This is a genomic window from Pseudomonas sp. P4_B4, from assembly GCF_056402255.1.
This window is the reverse complement of the sequence record NZ_JBFUHS010000032.1, coordinates 1-18,192: the sequence shown is the minus strand read 5'-3', so window position 1 is coordinate 18,192 and position 18,192 is coordinate 1. Positions and strand designations below refer to the sequence as shown.

General features: G+C 59.3%; 20 protein-coding genes and 2 pseudogenes. 9 read left to right on the top strand and 13 right to left on the bottom strand.

Annotation, left to right across the window (positions count from 1 at the left end; genetic code table 11):
* Positions 1–77 precede the first annotated feature (77 nt).
* Positions 78–596 carry an acyloxyacyl hydrolase gene (locus AC1DVE_RS25355; protein WP_223454734.1) on the top strand — a complete coding sequence of 173 codons (519 nt, stop codon included), beginning with the start codon at positions 78–80 and terminating at the stop codon, positions 594–596.
* A 131-nt stretch (positions 597–727) separates the two neighbouring features.
* On the opposite strand, the gene AC1DVE_RS25350 is transcribed toward AC1DVE_RS25355, so the two are convergent.
* From AC1DVE_RS25350 to AC1DVE_RS25320, 7 genes and pseudogenes are all read right to left on the bottom strand, one after another.
* Complete coding sequence (locus AC1DVE_RS25350) at positions 728–1,033, bottom strand: YkgJ family cysteine cluster protein (protein WP_007981864.1); 306 nt, start codon at positions 1,031–1,033, stop codon at positions 728–730.
* Positions 1,034–1,132: 99 nt separating this feature from the next.
* The gene (locus AC1DVE_RS25345; RefSeq protein WP_223454736.1) at positions 1,133–1,915 is read right to left on the bottom strand and encodes an SDR family NAD(P)-dependent oxidoreductase; all 783 of its coding nucleotides are present in this window, start codon (positions 1,913–1,915) and stop codon (positions 1,133–1,135) included.
* A pseudogene (locus AC1DVE_RS25340) lies at positions 1,912–2,010 on the bottom strand (transcriptional regulator); the annotation flags it as partial. The pseudogene AC1DVE_RS25340 and the gene AC1DVE_RS25345, both read right to left, overlap by 4 nt.
* 2 nt (positions 2,011–2,012) lie before the next feature.
* Positions 2,013–3,455 carry a deoxyribodipyrimidine photo-lyase gene (phrB, locus tag AC1DVE_RS25335; RefSeq protein WP_223533240.1) on the bottom strand — a complete coding sequence of 481 codons (1,443 nt, stop codon included), beginning with the start codon at positions 3,453–3,455 and terminating at the stop codon, positions 2,013–2,015.
* A gap of 21 nt (positions 3,456–3,476) precedes the next feature.
* Complete coding sequence (locus AC1DVE_RS25330) at positions 3,477–4,418, bottom strand: MerR family transcriptional regulator (RefSeq protein WP_223533239.1); 942 nt, start codon at positions 4,416–4,418, stop codon at positions 3,477–3,479.
* Positions 4,418–4,960, bottom strand: a pseudogene (locus tag AC1DVE_RS25325) (YbgA family protein); the annotation flags it as partial. The gene AC1DVE_RS25330 and the pseudogene AC1DVE_RS25325, both read right to left, overlap by 1 nt.
* 197 nt (positions 4,961–5,157) lie before the next feature.
* Complete coding sequence (locus AC1DVE_RS25320; RefSeq protein ID WP_046041875.1) at positions 5,158–6,144, bottom strand: NAD(P)/FAD-dependent oxidoreductase; 987 nt, start codon at positions 6,142–6,144, stop codon at positions 5,158–5,160.
* A 196-nt stretch (positions 6,145–6,340) separates the two neighbouring features.
* On the opposite strand from AC1DVE_RS25320, the gene AC1DVE_RS25315 reads away from it, so the two are divergent.
* Both AC1DVE_RS25315 and hemH read left to right on the top strand, forming a co-directional pair.
* On the top strand, positions 6,341–7,243 hold the full coding sequence (locus AC1DVE_RS25315; RefSeq protein ID WP_223454742.1) for a TIGR01777 family oxidoreductase: 903 nt from the start codon (positions 6,341–6,343) through the stop codon (positions 7,241–7,243).
* 13 nt (positions 7,244–7,256) lie between these two features.
* Positions 7,257–8,279, top strand: a complete 1,023-nt coding sequence (gene hemH / locus AC1DVE_RS25310) for a ferrochelatase (RefSeq protein ID WP_223454744.1) — start codon at positions 7,257–7,259, stop codon at positions 8,277–8,279.
* Positions 8,280–8,384: 105 nt separating this feature from the next.
* Here the strand turns inward: hemH and AC1DVE_RS25305 are convergent, their stop codons facing one another.
* Complete coding sequence (locus AC1DVE_RS25305; RefSeq protein ID WP_150728001.1) at positions 8,385–9,659, bottom strand: uracil-xanthine permease family protein; 1,275 nt, start codon at positions 9,657–9,659, stop codon at positions 8,385–8,387.
* 2 nt (positions 9,660–9,661) lie between these two features.
* On the bottom strand, positions 9,662–10,300 hold the full coding sequence (gene upp, locus AC1DVE_RS25300; protein WP_046041879.1) for a uracil phosphoribosyltransferase: 639 nt from the start codon (positions 10,298–10,300) through the stop codon (positions 9,662–9,664).
* Between the two features lie 176 nt (positions 10,301–10,476).
* Between upp and AC1DVE_RS25295 the strand changes: the two genes are divergently transcribed.
* The 4 genes from AC1DVE_RS25295 to AC1DVE_RS25280 all read left to right on the top strand — a co-directional run bounded on the left by AC1DVE_RS25295 (position 10,477) and on the right by AC1DVE_RS25280 (position 12,410).
* On the top strand, positions 10,477–11,034 hold the full coding sequence (locus AC1DVE_RS25295; protein ID WP_223454746.1) for a hypoxanthine-guanine phosphoribosyltransferase: 558 nt from the start codon (positions 10,477–10,479) through the stop codon (positions 11,032–11,034).
* A 3-nt stretch (positions 11,035–11,037) separates the two neighbouring features.
* On the top strand, positions 11,038–11,511 hold the full coding sequence (locus AC1DVE_RS25290) for a WbuC family cupin fold metalloprotein (RefSeq protein WP_223454748.1): 474 nt from the start codon (positions 11,038–11,040) through the stop codon (positions 11,509–11,511).
* A gap of 62 nt (positions 11,512–11,573) precedes the next feature.
* Entirely contained in the window at positions 11,574–12,059 is a 486-nt protein-coding gene (locus AC1DVE_RS25285; RefSeq protein ID WP_223454749.1) for a hypothetical protein, read from the top strand.
* A gap of 63 nt (positions 12,060–12,122) precedes the next feature.
* Entirely contained in the window at positions 12,123–12,410 is a 288-nt protein-coding gene (locus AC1DVE_RS25280) for a PA4642 family protein (protein WP_223454751.1), read from the top strand.
* An 83-nt stretch (positions 12,411–12,493) separates the two neighbouring features.
* On the opposite strand, the gene mqo is transcribed toward AC1DVE_RS25280, so the two are convergent.
* Both mqo and AC1DVE_RS25270 read right to left on the bottom strand, forming a co-directional pair.
* Positions 12,494–14,002, bottom strand: a complete 1,509-nt coding sequence (mqo, locus tag AC1DVE_RS25275) for a malate dehydrogenase (quinone) (protein ID WP_223454753.1) — start codon at positions 14,000–14,002, stop codon at positions 12,494–12,496.
* 737 nt (positions 14,003–14,739) lie between these two features.
* Complete coding sequence (locus tag AC1DVE_RS25270; protein WP_223454755.1) at positions 14,740–14,979, bottom strand: hypothetical protein; 240 nt, start codon at positions 14,977–14,979, stop codon at positions 14,740–14,742.
* A gap of 205 nt (positions 14,980–15,184) precedes the next feature.
* On the opposite strand from AC1DVE_RS25270, the gene AC1DVE_RS25265 reads away from it, so the two are divergent.
* Complete coding sequence (locus AC1DVE_RS25265; protein ID WP_046041886.1) at positions 15,185–15,769, top strand: YajG family lipoprotein; 585 nt, start codon at positions 15,185–15,187, stop codon at positions 15,767–15,769.
* A 101-nt stretch (positions 15,770–15,870) separates the two neighbouring features.
* Here AC1DVE_RS25265 and AC1DVE_RS25260 read toward each other — a convergent pair whose 3' ends face one another.
* Positions 15,871–16,077 (bottom strand): hypothetical protein, encoded by a 207-nt coding sequence (locus tag AC1DVE_RS25260; RefSeq protein WP_116264400.1) that lies wholly within the window; start codon positions 16,075–16,077, stop codon positions 15,871–15,873.
* Between the two features lie 190 nt (positions 16,078–16,267).
* Here AC1DVE_RS25260 and AC1DVE_RS25255 point away from each other — a divergent pair, with 190 nt between their 5' ends.
* A complete protein-coding gene (locus tag AC1DVE_RS25255) occupies positions 16,268–16,546 on the top strand; it encodes a hypothetical protein (protein WP_007979321.1) in 279 nt (92 codons plus the stop codon).
* 142 nt (positions 16,547–16,688) lie between these two features.
* Here the strand turns inward: AC1DVE_RS25255 and AC1DVE_RS25250 are convergent, their stop codons facing one another.
* Complete coding sequence (locus AC1DVE_RS25250) at positions 16,689–18,113, bottom strand: IS1182 family transposase (RefSeq protein ID WP_477784287.1); 1,425 nt, start codon at positions 18,111–18,113, stop codon at positions 16,689–16,691.
* Positions 18,114–18,192: the final 79 nt, after the last annotated feature.

Sequence of the window (18,192 nt, the reverse complement as noted above, 5' to 3'; positions counted from 1 at the left end):
AATCGCTGACTTCTATAGCTTTGCAGGGCTGGGCAACAAAAAAATCATACGAAATCGTTCGGAAAAGGAAGTTTCTCGTGAAGCGACTATTCTGTTTGGCCGCGATTGCGGCCGCATTAATGGGGCACACTTTTACCGCTCAGGCGGCAGGTGTGGAGTTCGCGGTTGGTCAGACCAGCGATTCGACCATGACGTATCGACTGGGCATGCAATTCGATTGGGACCAGAGTTGGTGGCAGAGTGACGTCGGTCGCGTGACCGGTTACTGGAGCGGCGCCTACACCTATTGGGAAGGCGACAAGACCTCGAGCAATAACAGCCTGTCGTTCTCTCCGGTGTTCGTTTACGAATTTGCCGGTCAGAACGTCAAACCGTACGTTGAAGCAGGCATTGGCGTGGCGGTGTTCTCCAATACCCGACTCGAAGACAACAACATCGGCAGTGCCTTCCAGTTTGAAGACCGGTTCGGTTTTGGCCTGCGCTTCAATGGCGGTCATGAGGTCGGGATCCGCGCGACGCACTATTCCAACGCCGGCCTCGCCAGTTCCAACGACGGTGTAGAAAGCTACTCGCTGCATTACACGTTGCCGTTGTAACTGCTGAATACACACCAATGTGGGGGCGGGCTTGCTCGCGAAAGCGGTGGAACATTCAACATCCCTGTTGACTGACACGCCGCCTTCGCGAGCAAGCCCGCTCCCACATTTGTTCCTAGGTGATTCTGAAATCAGCGATACGCTGTCGAAATTCCCTGGCGTTCGTCAATGCACTCCGGTGCGCCCATCTCGAACTCTCGGCAGATCAGCGGGCGTTTTTCGTAGATAGTGCACATCATCGTGTTGCGATCCAGTGCGGCACACCAGCCGTCGTCCAGACGCAACATGACTTCCCCGCCCCAGTCATCGGTATCGATGAATCGTTCAGGCACACCCGTATCGGTGATCAGCATGACTTCGAGCTGACAGCAGCAGGCTGCGCAGGTCGAGCATGTGACCGCGGGTTCCGCGATTTGCGTATGGGGGATGGTTTTCATGGCGCGCAGTGTAAGGCAGTCACCGTGTGCTGTGTGAAAGGTCTGACGGACGCTCAAGTATCGGAACGTCCGGGATACCGCCGCCGATGCTGGCGACTTTCAGGATTGATCCTTGATCGGTGGCTGGCTGCGCGACACGCGTTTGCCGATCTCAAGTTTCACGCGATTCGGCCGTTTGGAGAGCGGCCAGAGGGCAGCCATGAACGCTGCCGGGAAAACGATTTCCAGCGGGCGTTCCCTGAGTTTTTCGAAGATGTGCCGTGCGGCTTTTTCCACCGGCCAGCTCAATGGCATGGAGAAGTCGTTTTTCTCCGTCAGCGGCGTTTCGACAAAGCCGGGGCTGATCACCGTGAGTTCTATGCCTTCCGGGGCCAGGTCGATGCGCAGGGATTCGAGCAGATAACGCAGCCCGGCCTTCGAGGTGCCGTACGCTTCTGCCTTGGGCAGCGGCAGGTAAGTCACCGTACTGGCCATGGCCACCATATGCGGTGCGGTGCCGGCCCGCAGCAAGGGCAAGGCGGCTTCGATGCAATAGCTGCTGGCCAACAGGTTGGTGCGCACCACATGCTCGACAATCGACGCATCGAACTGCTTGGCATCCACGTACTCGCTGGTGCCTGCGTTGAGTATCACGGTGTCCAGCGAGCCCCAGTCCTCGGCAATCTGCTCGCCGATCTCGCGCACGGTCTGGCTGTTGGTCAGGTCCCCGGCGACCACCAGTACCTGTCCCGGATAACGTAGCGACAAGTCTTTCAGTGGTTCCACGGTGCGCGAACTGACGGCCAGGTGCGCACCGGTTTTCAGGATTTCTTCGGCCAGGGCGGCACCGATGCCGCTGCTGGCGCCGGTCAGCCAGTAACGTCGTGCGGGTGTGCGACTCATCCCAATCTCCTTTTCAGCCAGGCAATTGCCCGGCCCAATACGGGTAAATGTTCATAAAACAGAGCCCCGGCATCGAGGTTATCCCGGTGGCGGTAACTCATGACCCAGCGGCGGCGTATTGCAGCGAGGGCAGGTTTTTGAATGCCGTCAACGCGCGCGTACGGGATGTGCTCAAGTCGACGATCGGTGAGGGGTAATCCACAACACCGAAAAGGCCGCCGAGATTGGCGGGGTTGTGCACGTCTTTTTTATTCAGCCCGGCCAGTTCCGGCAGCCATTGTTTGATGAACACGCCTTCGGGGTCGAATTTTTCCGACTGGCTCAGCGGGTTGAAAATCCGGAAGTAGGGCGCCGAGTCGGTGCCGGAGGACGAACTCCACTGCCAGCCACCATTGTTCGCCGCCAGGTCGCCATCGATCAGGTGACGCATGAAAAAGCGTTCGCCTTCGCGCCAGTCGATCAGCAGGTTTTTGCTCAGGAACATCGCCACCACCATGCGCAGGCGGTTGTGCATCCAGCCGGTTGCCAGCAGTTGGCGCATGGCGGCATCGATGATCGGCAAGCCGGTGCGCGCCTGTTGCCAGGCGGCCAGTTCTTCGGGGGCGTTGCGCCAGGCCAGCGCTTCGGTTTCCGGGCGAAACGCGCGGTGCCGGGAAACCCGTGGGTAGCCCACCAGGATGTGTTTGTAGAACTCGCGCCAAAGCAGTTCGTTGATCCAGGTGACGGCGCCGGTCTTGCCGCTTTCGAACTCACCCTGATTGCTTTGCAGGGCCGCGTGCAGGCATTGGCGTGGAGAAATCACCCCGGCGGCGAGATAGGCCGAGAGCTGACTGGTGCCGGGCTTCGCCGGGAAATCCCGTTCGCTTTGATAGTGCTCGATCTGCGCAACGCTAAAGCTGTCGAGGCGATGCCGGGCTTCCGCTTCGCCCGCCGGCCACAGGTTGCGCAGGTTGTCAGCAGGTGTTGCGAAGCCGTCGACGCTCAAGGGGATCGGATCGCTGGCAATGTTCAGCGGCGCTTGTTTGTGCGGCGCGCGGACCAGGCTGGGCAGCGAGTGGTGCAGTCGTTCGTAGCAGACTTTGCGGAATTGGCTGAAGACCTGAAAGTAAGTGCCGGTGCGGGTCAGTACGCTCCCTGGCTTGAACAACAATTGATCGAGGTAGCGGCGAACTTCGATGCCTTCGGCCTGTAGCGTCCGGGCGACCGCTGCATCGCGACGGGATTCGTGGATGCCGTACTCTTCGTTGAGATACAGCGCGTCGACCTGCCACTGTCGGCACAGGTTCAGCAATACGCTGGGTGCGTCATCCCAGCGCGATGCCTGGCGGATCAGCAGGGGAATGTTCAGTTGACCCAGTTCGCGGCTCAACTCGCGCAGGTTACGCAACCAGAAGTCCACTTTGCAGGGCGCATCGTCGTGTTCCAGCCATTGTTCCGGACTCAGCAGATACACCGCCACGCAGGGGCCGCGAGCCGCTGCGGCCGAGAGGGCGGTGTTGTCATGTAGGCGCAAGTCACTGCGCAGCCAGATCAATTGCATTTTGGTATCCGCGCTATTCATTTAAATCAGCCCGTGCTGAACGAGTGCCTGATGTGCCGACAACGGATCTTCGGCCAGGTACAGATCAGCGATCTCGGCAGTACTTGCGGACAACTCGGTGTGGTGGATGCATACCGTTGGTCCGGCAATCATTTTTGGGCAACTGACGCCTTTGAAAAGTTTCGGCAGCTGCGCCAGATTCAGGGCTTTGCTTGAGTACAGCAGAACCCCACGGGGTTGCAGCAGTTCGAACGCCAATGCCAGTTCGCCGACAGGCAGCGGCCAGTCGAAGACCTCCACCGGGCAGTCCGCGCTGCTGATCAGCCAGGCCGTGAGCCACAGGTGCGGTTCCACGGGCAGGTCCGAGTGGTTGACCAGCAGCAGCGGCGCGGTGCGCAACTGACGATTGTTATGGTAGATGCGCGCGCCGAACTTGCTGCGCAGCCAGGCACAAAAAAAGCCCCGCTCCATCTGCGCCCCGAACTGGCCTTGCCAGCGTTGCTCCAGAGCGGCGAGCAAGGGCATCAGCAAGTGCTCGCACAGGGTTCGCGGCGGATACAACGCCATCGCCTGATTGACGCTGTCATCCAGGGCGCGTTCCTGCAATCCGCTGACCGCCTGCAGCAACGTTTGCTGCAAGGCGTGCCAATCGTTGTCGACGGACTCGCTGAAGGCTTGCGGCGTGTCGAGCAATGGCTTGACCTGGCTGACGGCAACGCCACGGTTGAGCCAGGTGAGGATGGTCCGGATGCGTTGTACATGGTCGGCCGAGAACAACCGATGGCCCTTGGGCGTGCGGAGCGGCACGATCAGGCCGTAGCGCCGCTCCCAGGCGCGCAAGGTCACGGCATTGACCCCGGTTTGCCGCGCCACCTCACGGATCGGCAACCAGCCTTCGTTCAACGCCTTTTTAAAGTCATCGCCGAGGTCTTCGCGGGCGCTGGTGTCGAGTGCTTTTTTCATCAGATGGCGTTTCGCAGGCTGAGGTTTTCCGGGTGCGGTTGCAGGTAAACCTGCTGTGCGATGTACGGATCGGGGTGTTGGCGAAAGTGATGCTTGAGCAGCGTCAGCGGCACCACCAGCGGCACGATGCCCAGGCGGTACTGGTTGATCACGTGCTGCACTTCCTGCTTGTCTTCGTGGCTGATGGCCTGTTTCAAGTAGCCACTGAGGTGTTGCAGGACGTTGGTATGGGTCCGGCGGGTGGCGCACTTTTTCAGCGCCGCCATCAGTTCACTGAAATAGCGGGGACCAAGTTCCTGCGGATCGGTATGGCCCATGTTGCCCAGCAGGTGGCCCAGGGTTTTGTATTGCACCGGGTTGTGGGCCATCAGCAGGTATTTGTAGCGCGAGTGAAAGTCCGTAAGACCGCGCCGGGTCAGGCCTTCCTGGCGTAGCTGCTGCCAGGCGCTGTAAGCGAACGCGCGGGTGAGGAAGTTTTCCCGTAGCACCGGATCATTGAGCCGGCTGTCTTCTTCCGCTGGCAAGTCCGGGTGCAGCAGGCAGGCGTCGATGGCGATTTTCTGTTTGGCGGGGGCATGGGACATCGGAGCACCTCGAATCTGAACCTGTGCAGGCGGTCGAGTCTGTACAAGATAACTTCATCATAGGTTCGAAGTTGTACAAGTCAAATGTTGTGTATAAGTTTTGTGGCGGGCTGCTGTCCATGGCGACAGCAGCGATTTGCTCGGATCGATGCTCTTTACTGCAGGTGCTCATGCAAGCGGCGGGCGGCTTCCTGACCGCTGAGCCAGGCCCCTTCGACGCGTCCGGACAGGCACCAGTCGCCACAGGCGTACAGCCCCAGGTCGGCGTCGGCCAGGGTACCCCATTCGTGACTGCTGGCGGGGCGGGCGTAGAGCCAGCGGTGGGCGAGGCTGAAGCTCGGCGCGGGCATGGAATCGTGCAGCAGTTCGGCGAAGGCGCCATGCAGTTGTTCGATCACGGCTTCCTTGGACAAGTCGATGTGTTGTCGGCTCCAGGCGCTGGTGGCGTGCAGCACCCAGGTGTCGAGGGTGTTATCGCGCCCGGGTTTGCTGCGGTTGCGGGCCAGCCAGTCGAGGGGGCTGTCCTGTACGAAGCAGCCTTCCATGGGCGTTTCCAGCGGCGTTTCGAAGGCCAGGGCGATGGCCCAGGTCGGGTCCATTTTCACCCCGGCGGCGGCCCCGGCGAGTTTCGGCGCTGATGCCAGCAGAGCCGTGGCCTGTGGGGCCGGCGTGGCGATGACCACGTGGCTGAACGGTCCGTGGGTGAAGCCCTCGGCGTCCTGCAGGTGCCAGTGTTCTTCACCGCGATAGACCTCGGTGATCCGGCAGGCGAAATGCACTTCGAGGTCACCGAGCAGGGCGCGGGTGATGGCGCTCATGCGCGGCGTGCCGACCCAGCGGGTCTGCTCGTCCGGCGACAGGTTGAGCTGGCCGCCATGGTAGGTGTACAGCTGCGGCGTCCACTCGGCGACCCAACCTTTGGCTTGCCAGCGCTGGACTTCGTTGACAAAACGCCGGTCACGCGCGGTGAAATACTGCGTGCCCATGTCCAGAGCACCCGCATCGCTGCGCTTGCTCGACATGCGCCCGCCGCTGCCGCGACTTTTATCGAACAGTTGAACCACATGCCCGAGGTCAGTCAGGGCCTGGGCGGCGGAGAGTCCGGCAATGCCGGTGCCGATGATTGCGATAGGTACAGTCATAGGGGCCTCGTTTACCTTTCTGTACAGACTACGCCGGGGTTCAAACCTGTACAATATTGTTTTTTGGTATAACTTTTAGCGCTCTCGATCTGACAGCTTGGCCTATTGTTAAACATAGCGCCTGTTCGATACCAAAGATCCCTGCTTATAAAAATAGACTAATGGACAAGGTAAAACGCCACACGAGGGAGAAGTCATGCACATATTGCTGACCGGCGGTACTGGTTTGATAGGACGTCAGCTCTGCCGGCACTGGTTGGGCCAGGGACATCGCCTGACAGTCTGGAGTCGCAAGCCTGAAAAAGTCGCGAAAATATGTGGTGCCCAAGTGCGTGGAGTTGCCCGGCTGGAGGATCTGGGGCAGGAGCAGATCGATGCGATCGTGAATCTGGCCGGAGCGCCGATTGCCGACCGGCCCTGGACACACAAGCGTAAAACCTTGTTGTGGAGCAGCCGCATCACCCTCACCGAAACCTTGCTGGCGTGGCTCGAAAGTCGCGAGCAGAAACCACGGGCCTTGATTTCCGGTTCGGCTGTCGGCTGGTATGGCGACGGTGGCGAGCGCGAACTGACCGAGGACTCGGGGCCGGTCAGCGAAGATTTCGCCAGCCAGTTATGCATCGCCTGGGAAGAGACTGCACAGCGGGCTGAAGCGCTGGGCATTCGCGTCATCCTCATCCGTACCGGGTTGGTGCTGTCGGCGGAAGGCGGCTTTTTGTCGCGGCTGTTACTGCCGTTCAAACTGGGCCTGGGAGGGCCGATCGGCAACGGCCGGCAGTGGATGCCGTGGATTCATATCGACGATCAAATCGCCCTGATTGATTTTCTTCTGCATCGCAACGAGGCCAGCGGTCCCTATAATGCGTGCGCGCCCAAACCGGTGCGTAACCTCGAGTTTGCCAAGGCGTTGGGCAGCGTGCTGCGTCGCCCGACCTTCATGCCGATGCCGGCCTTCGCATTGAAGGTGGGACTGGGTGAGTTGTCCTTGCTGTTGCTGGGCGGCCAGCGCGCCACTCCGGTGCGTTTGTTACAGGCTGGTTTCACTTTTAAGTTCACGGATTTGCGCGCGGCTCTGGACGATCTGTCCGGTCGCCTTTGAAATAGGACGTTGCATGACCGATCACGCGTTGCTTCTGGTCAACCTGGGCTCACCTGCCTCCACCTCGGTGGCGGATGTGCGCAGCTACCTCAATCAATTTCTGATGGACCCGTACGTGATCGATCTGCCATGGCCGGTTCGACGTCTGCTGGTGTCGCTGATCCTGATCAAGCGTCCCGAGCAGTCGGCCCATGCTTATGCCTCGATCTGGTGGGACGAGGGCTCGCCGCTGGTGGTGCTCAGCCGCCGCCTGCAACAAGCCATGACCCGTCAATGGCAGCACGGCCCGGTCGAACTGGCGATGCGCTACGGCGAGCCGTCGATTGAATCGACACTGATGCGCATGGCCGCCGCGGGGCACAAGCGAATCACGCTGGCACCGCTTTATCCACAGTTCGCCGACAGCACCACGACCACAGTCATCGAAGAGGCCAAACGTGTGGTGCGCGAGAAAAACCTCGACGTGCAGCTGTCGGTGCTGCAACCGTTCTACGATCAACCGGAATACCTCGATGCGCTGATGGCCACGACCAAGCCCTATCTGGAGCAGGATTTCGATCACTTGCTGATGAGCTTTCACGGCTTGCCGGAACGGCATCTGAAGAAACTCAACCCCGGACACAGCTTCGAGGGCGGCGGTGATTGCTGTGCCGGGGCGCCGCCGGAGGTGGTCGCTACCTGTTATCGCGGCCAATGCCTGCGCACGGCGGCAGAGTTTGCCAAGCGCATGGGGTTGCCGGAGGGCAAGTGGTCGGTGTCGTTCCAGTCGCGTCTGGGGCGCGCCAAATGGATCGAACCCTACACCGAAGTGCGCCTCGATGAATTGGCCAAAAGCGGGGTGAAAAAGATTCTGGTGATGTGCCCGGCATTCGTTGCCGATTGCATCGAGACACTGGAAGAGATCGGTGATCGCGGCAAAGAACAATTCCGCGCAGCGGGGGGAGAGGAGTTGGTGCTGGTGCCGTGCCTCAACGATGATCCGCATTGGGCGCGGGCGTTGAGTGCGTTGTGCGAGCGAGCGCCGTTGACGCTTTAAAAGCTTCGCGAGCAAGCCCGCTCCCACAGGTGGAATGCATTCCAAATGTGGGAGCGGGCTTGCTCGCGAAGAGGGTCTTTCAGTCAGCGAAGAATCCGAACCTGCTTAGATCAGCGGCTCATTCGCCTTCTTGTGCTTCCAGCTGTCATTGCCCGGCAGGATCAGGTTCAAGCCAATCGCCACCACCGCGCACAGCGCGATGCCCTTGAGGCCGAAATCGTCCGGCCCGGTGCCGGTGCCGATCAGCACGCCGCCGATCCCGAACACCAGGGTCACCGAAACAATCACCAGATTGCGCGCCTCGCCCAGATCGATCTTGTGGCGGATCAGCGTGTTCATCCCCACCGCGGCAATCGAACCGAACAACAGGCACAGAATCCCGCCCATCACCGGCACCGGAATGCTTTGCAGCAGTGCGCCGAACTTGCCGATGAACGCCAGGCTGATGGCGAAGATCGCCGCCCAGGTCATGATTTTCGGGTTGTAGTTCTTGGTCAGCATCACCGCGCCGGTCACTTCGGCGTAGGTGGTGTTGGGCGGGCCGCCGAACAGACCGGCCGCCGTGGTGGCAATGCCGTCGCCGAGCAGAGTGCGGTGCAGGCCGGGTTTCTTCAGGTAATCGCGACCGGTCACGCTACCCACGGCAATCACGCCGCCGATGTGTTCGATGGCCGGGGCCAGGGCCACCGGAACGATGAACAGAATCGCCTGCCAGTTGAATTCCGGCGCGGTGAAGTGCGGGATGGCGAACCACGGTGCCGCCGCAATCTTCGCGGTATCGACCACGCCGAAGTAGAATGCCATGCCAAAGCCCACCAGCACGCCGGAGATGATCGGCACCAGGCGGAAGATGCCCTTGCCGAATACCGCGACGATCAGGGTGGTCAGCAACGCGGGCATCGAAATCAGCATCGCCGTCTGGTAATGGATCAATTCGCTGCCGTCGCCGGCCTTGCCCATGGCCATGTTGGCGGCAATCGGCGCCATGGCCAGGCCGATCGAAATGATCACCGGCCCGATCACCACAGGCGGCAGCAGGCGGTCGATGAACCCGGTGCCTTTGATCTTCACCGCGAGGCCGAGGAAGGTGTAGACGAAACCCGCCGCCATCACGCCGCCCATGGTCGCGGCCAGGCCGAACTGGCCCTTGGCGAGAATGATCGGGGTGATGAAGGCAAAGCTCGATGCCAGGAACACTGGCACCTGACGCCCGGTGACGATCTGGAACAGGATCGTCCCCAGGCCGGCCGTGAACAGCGCCACGTTCGGGTCGAGACCGGTAATCAGCGGCATCAACACCAGGGCGCCGAAGGCCACGAACAGCATCTGTGCACCCGACAGCACCGTGCGCCAGAGCGGATCGTTGAACTCTTGCTGCATGGTCACGCGTCCTTCTGCTTGGTGCCGAAGATCTTGTCACCGGCATCGCCCAGCCCTGGGATGATGTAACCGTGTTCGTTCAGTTTTTGATCAATGGAAGCGGTGTAGATGATCACGTCCGGGTGAGCTTTCTCTACGGCGGCGATGCCTTCCGGCGCGGCAACCAGCACCATGGCTCGGATGTCGCGGCAGCCGGCCTTTTTCAGCAGGTCGATGGTGGCAACCATCGAGCCGCCGGTGGCGAGCATCGGGTCGATGATCATGGCCAGGCGTTCGTCGATTTCCGGCACCAGCTTCTCGAGGTAGGTGTGGGCCTCGAGGGTTTCCTCGTTGCGAGCCACGCCGACGGCGCTGACTTTGGCGCCCGGGATCAGGCTCAGTACGCCTTCGAGCATGCCGATACCGGCACGCAGGATCGGCACTACAGTGATTTTCTTGCCGGCGATTTTCTCGACCGACACAGTGCCGCACCAGCCTTCGATATCGTAGGATTCCAGCGGCAGGTCTTTGGTGGCTTCATAGGTCAGCAGGGCGCCGACTTCCTGAGCGAGCTCACGGAAATTCTTCGTGCTGATGTCTGCGCGGCGCATAAGGCCAAGTTTATGACGGATCAGCGGGTGGCGGATCTCATGGATGGGCATGGGGAAAGGCTCCGGCGGCGGGCAAAAAAACCGGCCTAGATTAATCTATCCGAGGGTGTTGTCCTATAGACATACAGTACGTTAGTCCACAAACGCTTGATCTGGCCTCGCTTGATGCGTACCTTTGCCCGCTTTTCCGAATCCGTCCCTCCCCCTCAAACCCCCTGGAGAGCGCCATGTCCGCTGATCTCGAGCATATCCGTCAAATCATGCGAGAGGCTGACTGCCTGTACACCGAAGCTGAAGTCGAGGCGGCCATCGCCCGCGTCGGTGCACAAATCAACGAACAAATGGCCGACAGCAACCCGGTGGTGTTCTGCGTGATGAACGGCGGGCTGATTTTCTCCGGCAAGCTGCTGACCTACCTGGACTTCCCGCTGGAAGCGTCCTACCTGCACGCCACCCGCTATCGCAACGAAACCAGCGGTGGCGACCTGTTCTGGAAAGCCAAGCCGGAAGTTTCCTTCATCGACCGTGACGTGCTGATCATCGACGACATCCTCGATGAAGGTCACACCCTGGGCGCGATCATCGACTTCTGCAAACACGCCGGTGCCCGCAAAGTGCACACCGCCGTGCTGATCGACAAAGACCACGACCGCAAGGCCCGTCCGGACCTCAAGGCCGATTTCGTCGGCCTGCCGTGCATCGACCGCTACATCTTCGGTTACGGTATGGACTACAAAGGCTACTGGCGTAATGCCAACGGGATTTTCGCCGTTAAAGGAATGTAAGACATGGATACGCCTCGCTTTCTGGATCAGACCTTGTTCGCCGAGCTGGCCGGGAAAGCCGCGGCCAATCCTCGCGGGCGCCAGCATCACAACTTCCATCAGATGGAAGACGCTTGCCATCGCATGGCAGTGGGGTTGCAGCCGTCCACGTATATCCCGCCTCACCGGCATTTGGGCGACAACAAGGCCGAAACCCTGTTGGTCCTCAAGGGTCGGCTGGGCGTGTTGATCTTTGACGAGACCGGTGCGGTGCTGAGCAAGACCGTGCTGCAGGCCGGTGGCGACTGTGTTGGCGTGGACCTGCCAACCGGTGTGTTCCACGGTGTGGTGGTGCTGGAGGCCGACAGCCTGATGTTCGAATGCAAGGCCGGTCCTTACCGTCCGGTTGGTGAAGGTGAGCTTGCGCATTGGGCGCCGCGCGAAGGCGAGCCCGGTGTTGCCGAGTATCAGGCCTGGATGCGCGCGCAGTTCGATTGATTTTCACCATCTGTAACCTGTAGGAGCGAGCTTGCTCCTACACCCGCCCTCCGGAGCCAGCCATGAGCCCTTTTATCCGCTGCTGCGCCGCCCTGTTGCTGACCCTCAGCCTGCCCCTGGCCGCCGCGCCGGCGCCCATGCACAGTCAATTCCTGCCGCCGGACGATCTCGCTCTGCGCGATGCCGACCCCGAACAGCAGCAACTGATGCAGGTCACCGATTATTCGGTGGTGGTCGGTGCTCAGCGTCAATCCAATCAACAGCCGATTCCGGTCACGTCCCCATTAATGATTCGTCTCAAGGGTAAATCCCTGAACAAGGGCGCCACCATCAATCAGGTACTGGTCAACTTCGATGGTGAAAGCAAAAGCCTGAAAAAGCCGGTTTACGATGTGCCGAGCAAGACCCTGACCCTCTATTACCCGCTGGCGCAATACCGGGTGGTGATCGACTTGTTGCGCAATGACACGGTGTATTGCCAGTTTCTCAGCTACGCCAATGGTCATGTTTGGGCCGATCTGCACACCGGCAGCACTCGTCCGCGTTGAGCCCTGTGCCTGCGCGGGGGTAAACTGCCCGCCCCGTGAAATGTCTGCGAGCTGGAGTCGGCAATGCGTAAAGATAAAAAACAAGTGATTGGTGACGAGATCGGCGATGAGCAGATCAAGTTGTTCCTCGATTTTGAACCGGTCGACGCGACTTCTCCGTCCCTGCACAAACTGGTCAAGGCCTACCGTGGCCTGCGCATCGACGATTTCGCGCGCTTTCTGACGTTCTTCGTCGAAGCGGGTTACGACGTGAATGGCAAGGATGAGCACGGCAATAACTTCATTGCCCTGATCAAGGATCAGCGCAATGCGGCGGATTACATCGAGCTGATCGAAAAGGCTCGCGGCTGATCCCTCGCCACAAACATGGTTTCGCCGGCCATAAAAAAACGCCCCGCTCTCGATGAGAGTGGGGCGTTTTTCATGGAGCCGAATCAAGCGTAGCTTTCGGTCTCGCTGCTGGCTTCAACCAGTTCCAGGGCAACGTTGTTCTGCGTGTTTATCTTGCGATACAGCGCAGCGTCGGTTTCCAGGACCTTTTCCCGGGCCGGGAAGATCTCTGCCAGTTTGGTAGCCCATTCGCCCTTGGCTTTGCTCGGGAAGCATTTTTCGATCAGCTCAAGCATGATCGAAACGGTCACCGAGGCACCTGGCGAAGCGCCGAGCAGTGCCGCCAGGGAACCGTCCTTGGCCGCGACCAGTTCGGTACCGAATTGCAGGATGCCGCCTTTTTTCGGGTCTTTCTTGATGATCTGTACCCGTTGGCCGGCCACTTCCAGGCGCCAGTCTTCGGCTTTCGCCTCAGGGTAGAAGCGACGCAGGGATTCCAGGCGCTGCTCCATCGACTGCATCACTTCGCTGACCAGGTACTTGGTCAGGTCCATGTTGTTTTTTGCCACAGACAGCATCGGCCCGATATTGCCGGCACGAACCGACATCGGCAGGTCCATGAAAGAACCGTGCTTGAGGAACTTGGTGGTGAAGCCGGCGTATGGTCCGAACAGCAGGGACTTCTTGCCTTCGACCACGCGGGTGTCCAGGTGCGGCACGGACATTGGCGGCGAGCCCACGGCAGCCTGGCTGTAGACCTTGGCCTGGTGGTGCTTGACCACTTCCGGGTTGTCGCAACGCAGCCACTGGCCGCTGATCGGGAAGCCGCCGAAGCCTTTGCTTTCTTCGATGCCCGAGGCCTGCAGCAGCGGGAGTGCCGCACCGCCCGCGCCGAGGAAGACGAACTTCGCATCGACTTCACGGGTGTTGCCGCTGTTGACGTCCTTGATGCTGACGGTCCAGCCGCCGTTGCTGCGCTTGAGGCCGGTCACGCGCTTGCAGTACTTGACATGGGCATCGGGTGCGCTGGTCAGGTGCTTGAGCAACTGGTTGGTCAGGGCGCCGAAGTTGACGTCGGTGCCATTGATCACGCGGGTCGCGGCGAGGGTTTCGCCAGGATCGCGGCCAGGCATCATCAGCGGCATCCACTCGGCCATTTTGGCCTTGTCTTCGGTGTATTCCATGTCGGCGAAGGCGTGGTGCTTGCTCAGCACCTTGAAGCGTTCCTTGAGGAAGGACACGCCGCTGTCGCCCTGCACGAAACTCAGGTGTGGCACCGGGCTGATAAACGATTTGCACGAGCCGAACGTGCCTTTTTTGGTCAGGTACGACCAGAACTGCTTCGACACCTCGAACTGGGTGTTGATGTGCACGGCTTTCTTGATGTCGACGGCGCCATTGACGGCCTGCGGCGTGTAGTTGAGCTCACACAGCCCGGCGTGACCGGTACCGGCGTTGTTCCACGGGTTGGAACTCTCCGCGGCACCGGAATCCATCAGCTCGACGACTTCCAGCTTGATCGCGGGGTCGAGCTCTTTGAGCAGTACTGCAAGGGTGGCACTCATGATGCCGGCCCCAACCAGTACTACGTCGACTGCTTCGTTATGCGCCATTTAACGCGTCTCCAAAATCTGCAGCACCAAATTGTCGGCATGGCTGCCAGGAGTGACGGGGCGTGTCAGTGTTGCCCCAGGTACCCATGGCAGGATCGCCATGTCCGAATCTTCGCAATTTATCGCAACTTCGACGGACGCTACCTGCCGGGCCTATGAGCCATATGAACTCATTTCAGCGCGCGGGAGGCAATTCGACTTATGGTCGATACATCCGTTTGTGCAACCAAATCCGTAGCGGACAGGCTTCAGGCTCCGGTGTTCGAGGAATACTCGGTCCTGTGTCGTTGGGCTGTTGTAGACGCTAATGGTGCATGTTCAGACGCAAAACTATTCATTTGCTCGCCACACTCTTGTGAAGTTGTGAAAACCCGTTTTTTTCACGCTCTTTTGAAGACGTGAACCTCAAAAAGGGCTGTCCCAGCCTGGCACCGTGCCCGGATGGATTGCCGCCATGGGATACAGGGCAGGCAAAACGGGCAAACAGCTCAGTGACCGAGCGTAATGACAGCTCTGCAGATTCGCGAAAAGTGGAGGTCTTGCTCAACAAAACAGCAAGCGCGCCAGCTTCACTCGATCTGTGTGGGCGGCTCTCTGTGGGCGGTGCGGGGTGTCAATGCAAGCGCATTGACGATGCTGCGAGGCCCGATCAGGAGACGTCCTTATAATCGGGGGGAGATTGTATCTAAGAAACGCAGGGAAATGGTCGTGTTTAATGACTTTTATTAGGTGTTTGGTCAGGTCGTCATCAGTTGCTGTGCACGCGAGCGTGGCTGTAGCTGCTGCGAAACGACCCGGGCGCCGGCAGGCAGCGGCTGATTCAGCCAGTTCAGGCGGATCTCTTCGATTTCAACCCAGCCATCGCCCATGGGCTGGAGACTGCACTGCTTGAAGGCCTGGCAGTGGCCGTTGCGGTCGAGCAGGGCGAAGCAGCGATGCAGAGGGCGTGGCGCGAACAGCGAAATCAAATGGCGCATGATGATTACCGTATTAGGTGACTAACGCCAACATAGCGCACGGGTGATGACGCGCAAGTGTCTGAGTAGTGACATCTTGGTGACAGGAAACCGCTCTCAAATAGGATGGTCAGACATTTCAGTTATCACTGTCAGGTGCTGGTTCCCGGCAGCGGAGCACCGCTATACTGCCGGCCTGTTTGTGCCTGATTCTGGAGAGAAGAGCATGTTGCAACGCCTGTTGTTCGGTTTGATCACTGTGACCAGTTTGACTCTGGTTGGCTGCGCCAACAGCCCGCAACAACTGAGCCCGGAACCCAAGCTGACCACTCAACTGGCCCCGGTCGGCCATGGTCAGCCCGTCGTGGTGCGTGTAGTGGACGGTCGCCCGTCGCCGACGCTGGGCACCCGTGGTGGCCTGTATCCGGAAACCAGCGCAATCACCGTGCAGAGCGCGCAGATCCTGCCGAAGCTGCAGGCCCAGGCTGAAGCCGCCGTGCGGCTGTTGGGCTTTACCCCGACGAACAACGCCATGAACGCACCGCAACTGACCGTGACCCTGACGGAGTTGAAGTACCAGTCGCCCAAGGAAGGCATGTACGTGACCGAAGCCACCATCGGCGCGACGTTCCGCTCCGATGTACAGAACGCCAACCGTCGCTACAGCGGCCGTTATGGTTCGTCCCTGGACCAGCGCTTCGGTATGGCGCCGAACCAGGAAACCAACACCAAGCTGGTCAGCGATGTGCTGAGCGATGCGTTGACCCGCCTGTTCAAGGACCCGACCGTGGGTCAGATTCTCGGCGAGTAATCTTCGCTGGATGTGAAAAAGCCCGGTGCCGGTGATGGTCCCGGGCTTTTTTGTGAGCATTGAGTCAGATTCACACATGATCAAATGTGGGAATGGTGGTGTCAGGCGGCCTCGGAGTAAAAGTCCAGCACGCTCACACCCGTCAGCAAATCCGCCTCCGGCAAATCCGCATGCTGATGCCCGCCCAAGGCGCAATACACCAGCCAATGGCGATCCTGAACGTTGAAGGCGAGGCTGCCGACGAGGGCTTGTTGTTCTTCGCTGGGGGTGATGAGGTAAAGACGATCCTGGTTTTCGGCGTGGAGCATGACGTGGTCCCTGTCGGTTTCGAGGCGCGCATGATCGCCGATACAGATGACGAAGCCGTGACTCAGGACAGCCATTGATCAAAAGCTTCGTTATTTGTCGGAAACAGAGGGCAGGTGCGCAGGCTTTCGGTAGAATCCGCGCCGCGGTCGCCGGCCCGGCACCTGCCACCTGTTTTACTTGAGGTTTGTGATGTCGCTGCACTTGATGACGCTGTTTACTGCCCATCCCGCCAAATTGATCAATCTGCTGGCCTTGCTCTTTGCCTTCCCGGGCGGCTGGTTGCTGCACGCCACCCGTCGTCGCGAACTGCGCGCGATGGCCAGTTTGCAGGCGCAGCGCCAGAGCAGCCCCAACGTAGAGCCCACGCTGGACTGGGCGACCTTACGCATGAACCGGTTTTTCTACATCTTCGGTTTTGCCTGCATGGGGATGGCGCTGCTGGTGTCGTGGATCAGTACTCAGGTTTGAATAACCGCAAACCTGTGGTGAACAGATACAAAAGCGGCGCCTCAAGCAGACTGTGTGAAAACGCAGCCTGCCAAGGCAAAAACAAATGCCCCGACTTGTCGGGGCATTTGTTTTTCTGAGGAGCTCAGGAAAAAAGGACTTTTCAGTCCATCAATGCCATCAATTGACGCGCTCCCAGTACCTTGATTGCTCTTTTCAAGTTATAGGCCTGCACCGCCAGTGCCATTTCAGCTCTGGCGCCTTTCAACTGACGCAGCAAGAACCGGCCATTTCCAAATAGCCATTGCTTGAGATTACCGAAAGGGTGTTCGACGATGGATCGCCGGCTGACCATCATCTCGGGATGGGCCCGCATTCGTTGCTCCATTCGCTCGAAGGCGGCTTCGTGAGTATGGCGGGTTAAGTAGCGGCGACTTGCTTTGGTACAGCGGCTTTTTAATGGGCAAACGCTGCAATCGGCGACAGTCGCCTGATAGATCCGGTCACCTTTATTCAACTGCTTGAGCGTTAGCCACTTGCCGGCAGGGCATTGATAAGCATCGCTTTCCTCCTCGTATTTGAAGTTCTTACGACCGAAAAACTCAGTGGCACCACCTTGATTGTTAACCGACCGATTAGGGGGCACAAAAGCGGTGATACCTGCGTCTTCACAGGCCTGAAACTGTTCGCCATTAGAGTAACCGGCATCGGCAGTAACGTTTAATTGCGGTTGCTGTAACTCATCTTTGGCGGCTTTTGCCATCGGCTCAAGCTGCTGCCGGTCTGCGCCATCCTGAGTCACCTCATGGTGCAAAATCAGACAATGCTCAGCATCCACGGCGCTTTGGATGTTGTAAGCCACGAACTTGCCAGAAGGCGTCCGCATTTTCTGGGCTTCGGACTCACCAACGATGTGTTGAACCAGACCTTGAGCTTCCATCAGCACCTGACAGGTCTGGTTATTTGCCTTTTTTACCTGCAACTCATGAAGCGCTGTTTGCACAGCTGAGCGGTCAATGGGCTCACCCTCTTCGCTACGGTCCGACTCCTCCAGCTGCGCCAAATAACGAGCGATCCGCTTGTCGAGAGCAGCTTCCTGGTGTTTGAGCTTTTTCGGCGTCATGTGCTTGCGATTCGACGCCACCGCCTGAAACTTGCTGCCATCAATAGCGACCAGATCACCGGCAATCAGGCCGACTCGCCGGCAAAATTGAACAAAGGCGCGGCAAGTAGTAGTAAAGGCGGCACTGTTGTCGCGCCGAAAATCGGCAATGGTCTTGAAGTCAGGCGCCAAGCGAGCGAGCAGCCACATGACCTCGACATTGCGCTGACACTCAGCCTCAAGTCGCCGTGAAGACCGGATGCGCTGGAAATAGCCGTACAGGTAGAGTTTGAGCAGATCGGCGGGGTCGTACGAGGGCCGCCCGGTGGCCTTGGGTTTGGCTTTGTCGAAACCCAGCAGTGCCAGATCGAGGCGGGAAATGTAAGCCTCAATCACCCGAACCAGATGGTCTTCGGGAATAAGTTCGTCAAGTGACACTGGAAACAGTGCCCCCTGACAGCGATCTTCACCTTGGATATAGCGCATAAGAAAAATGCCCGCATCTTGCGATGCGGGCATTTTCTTTAACCGGAGAGCAGATTGCTAGGTTTTCACACAGTCTGCT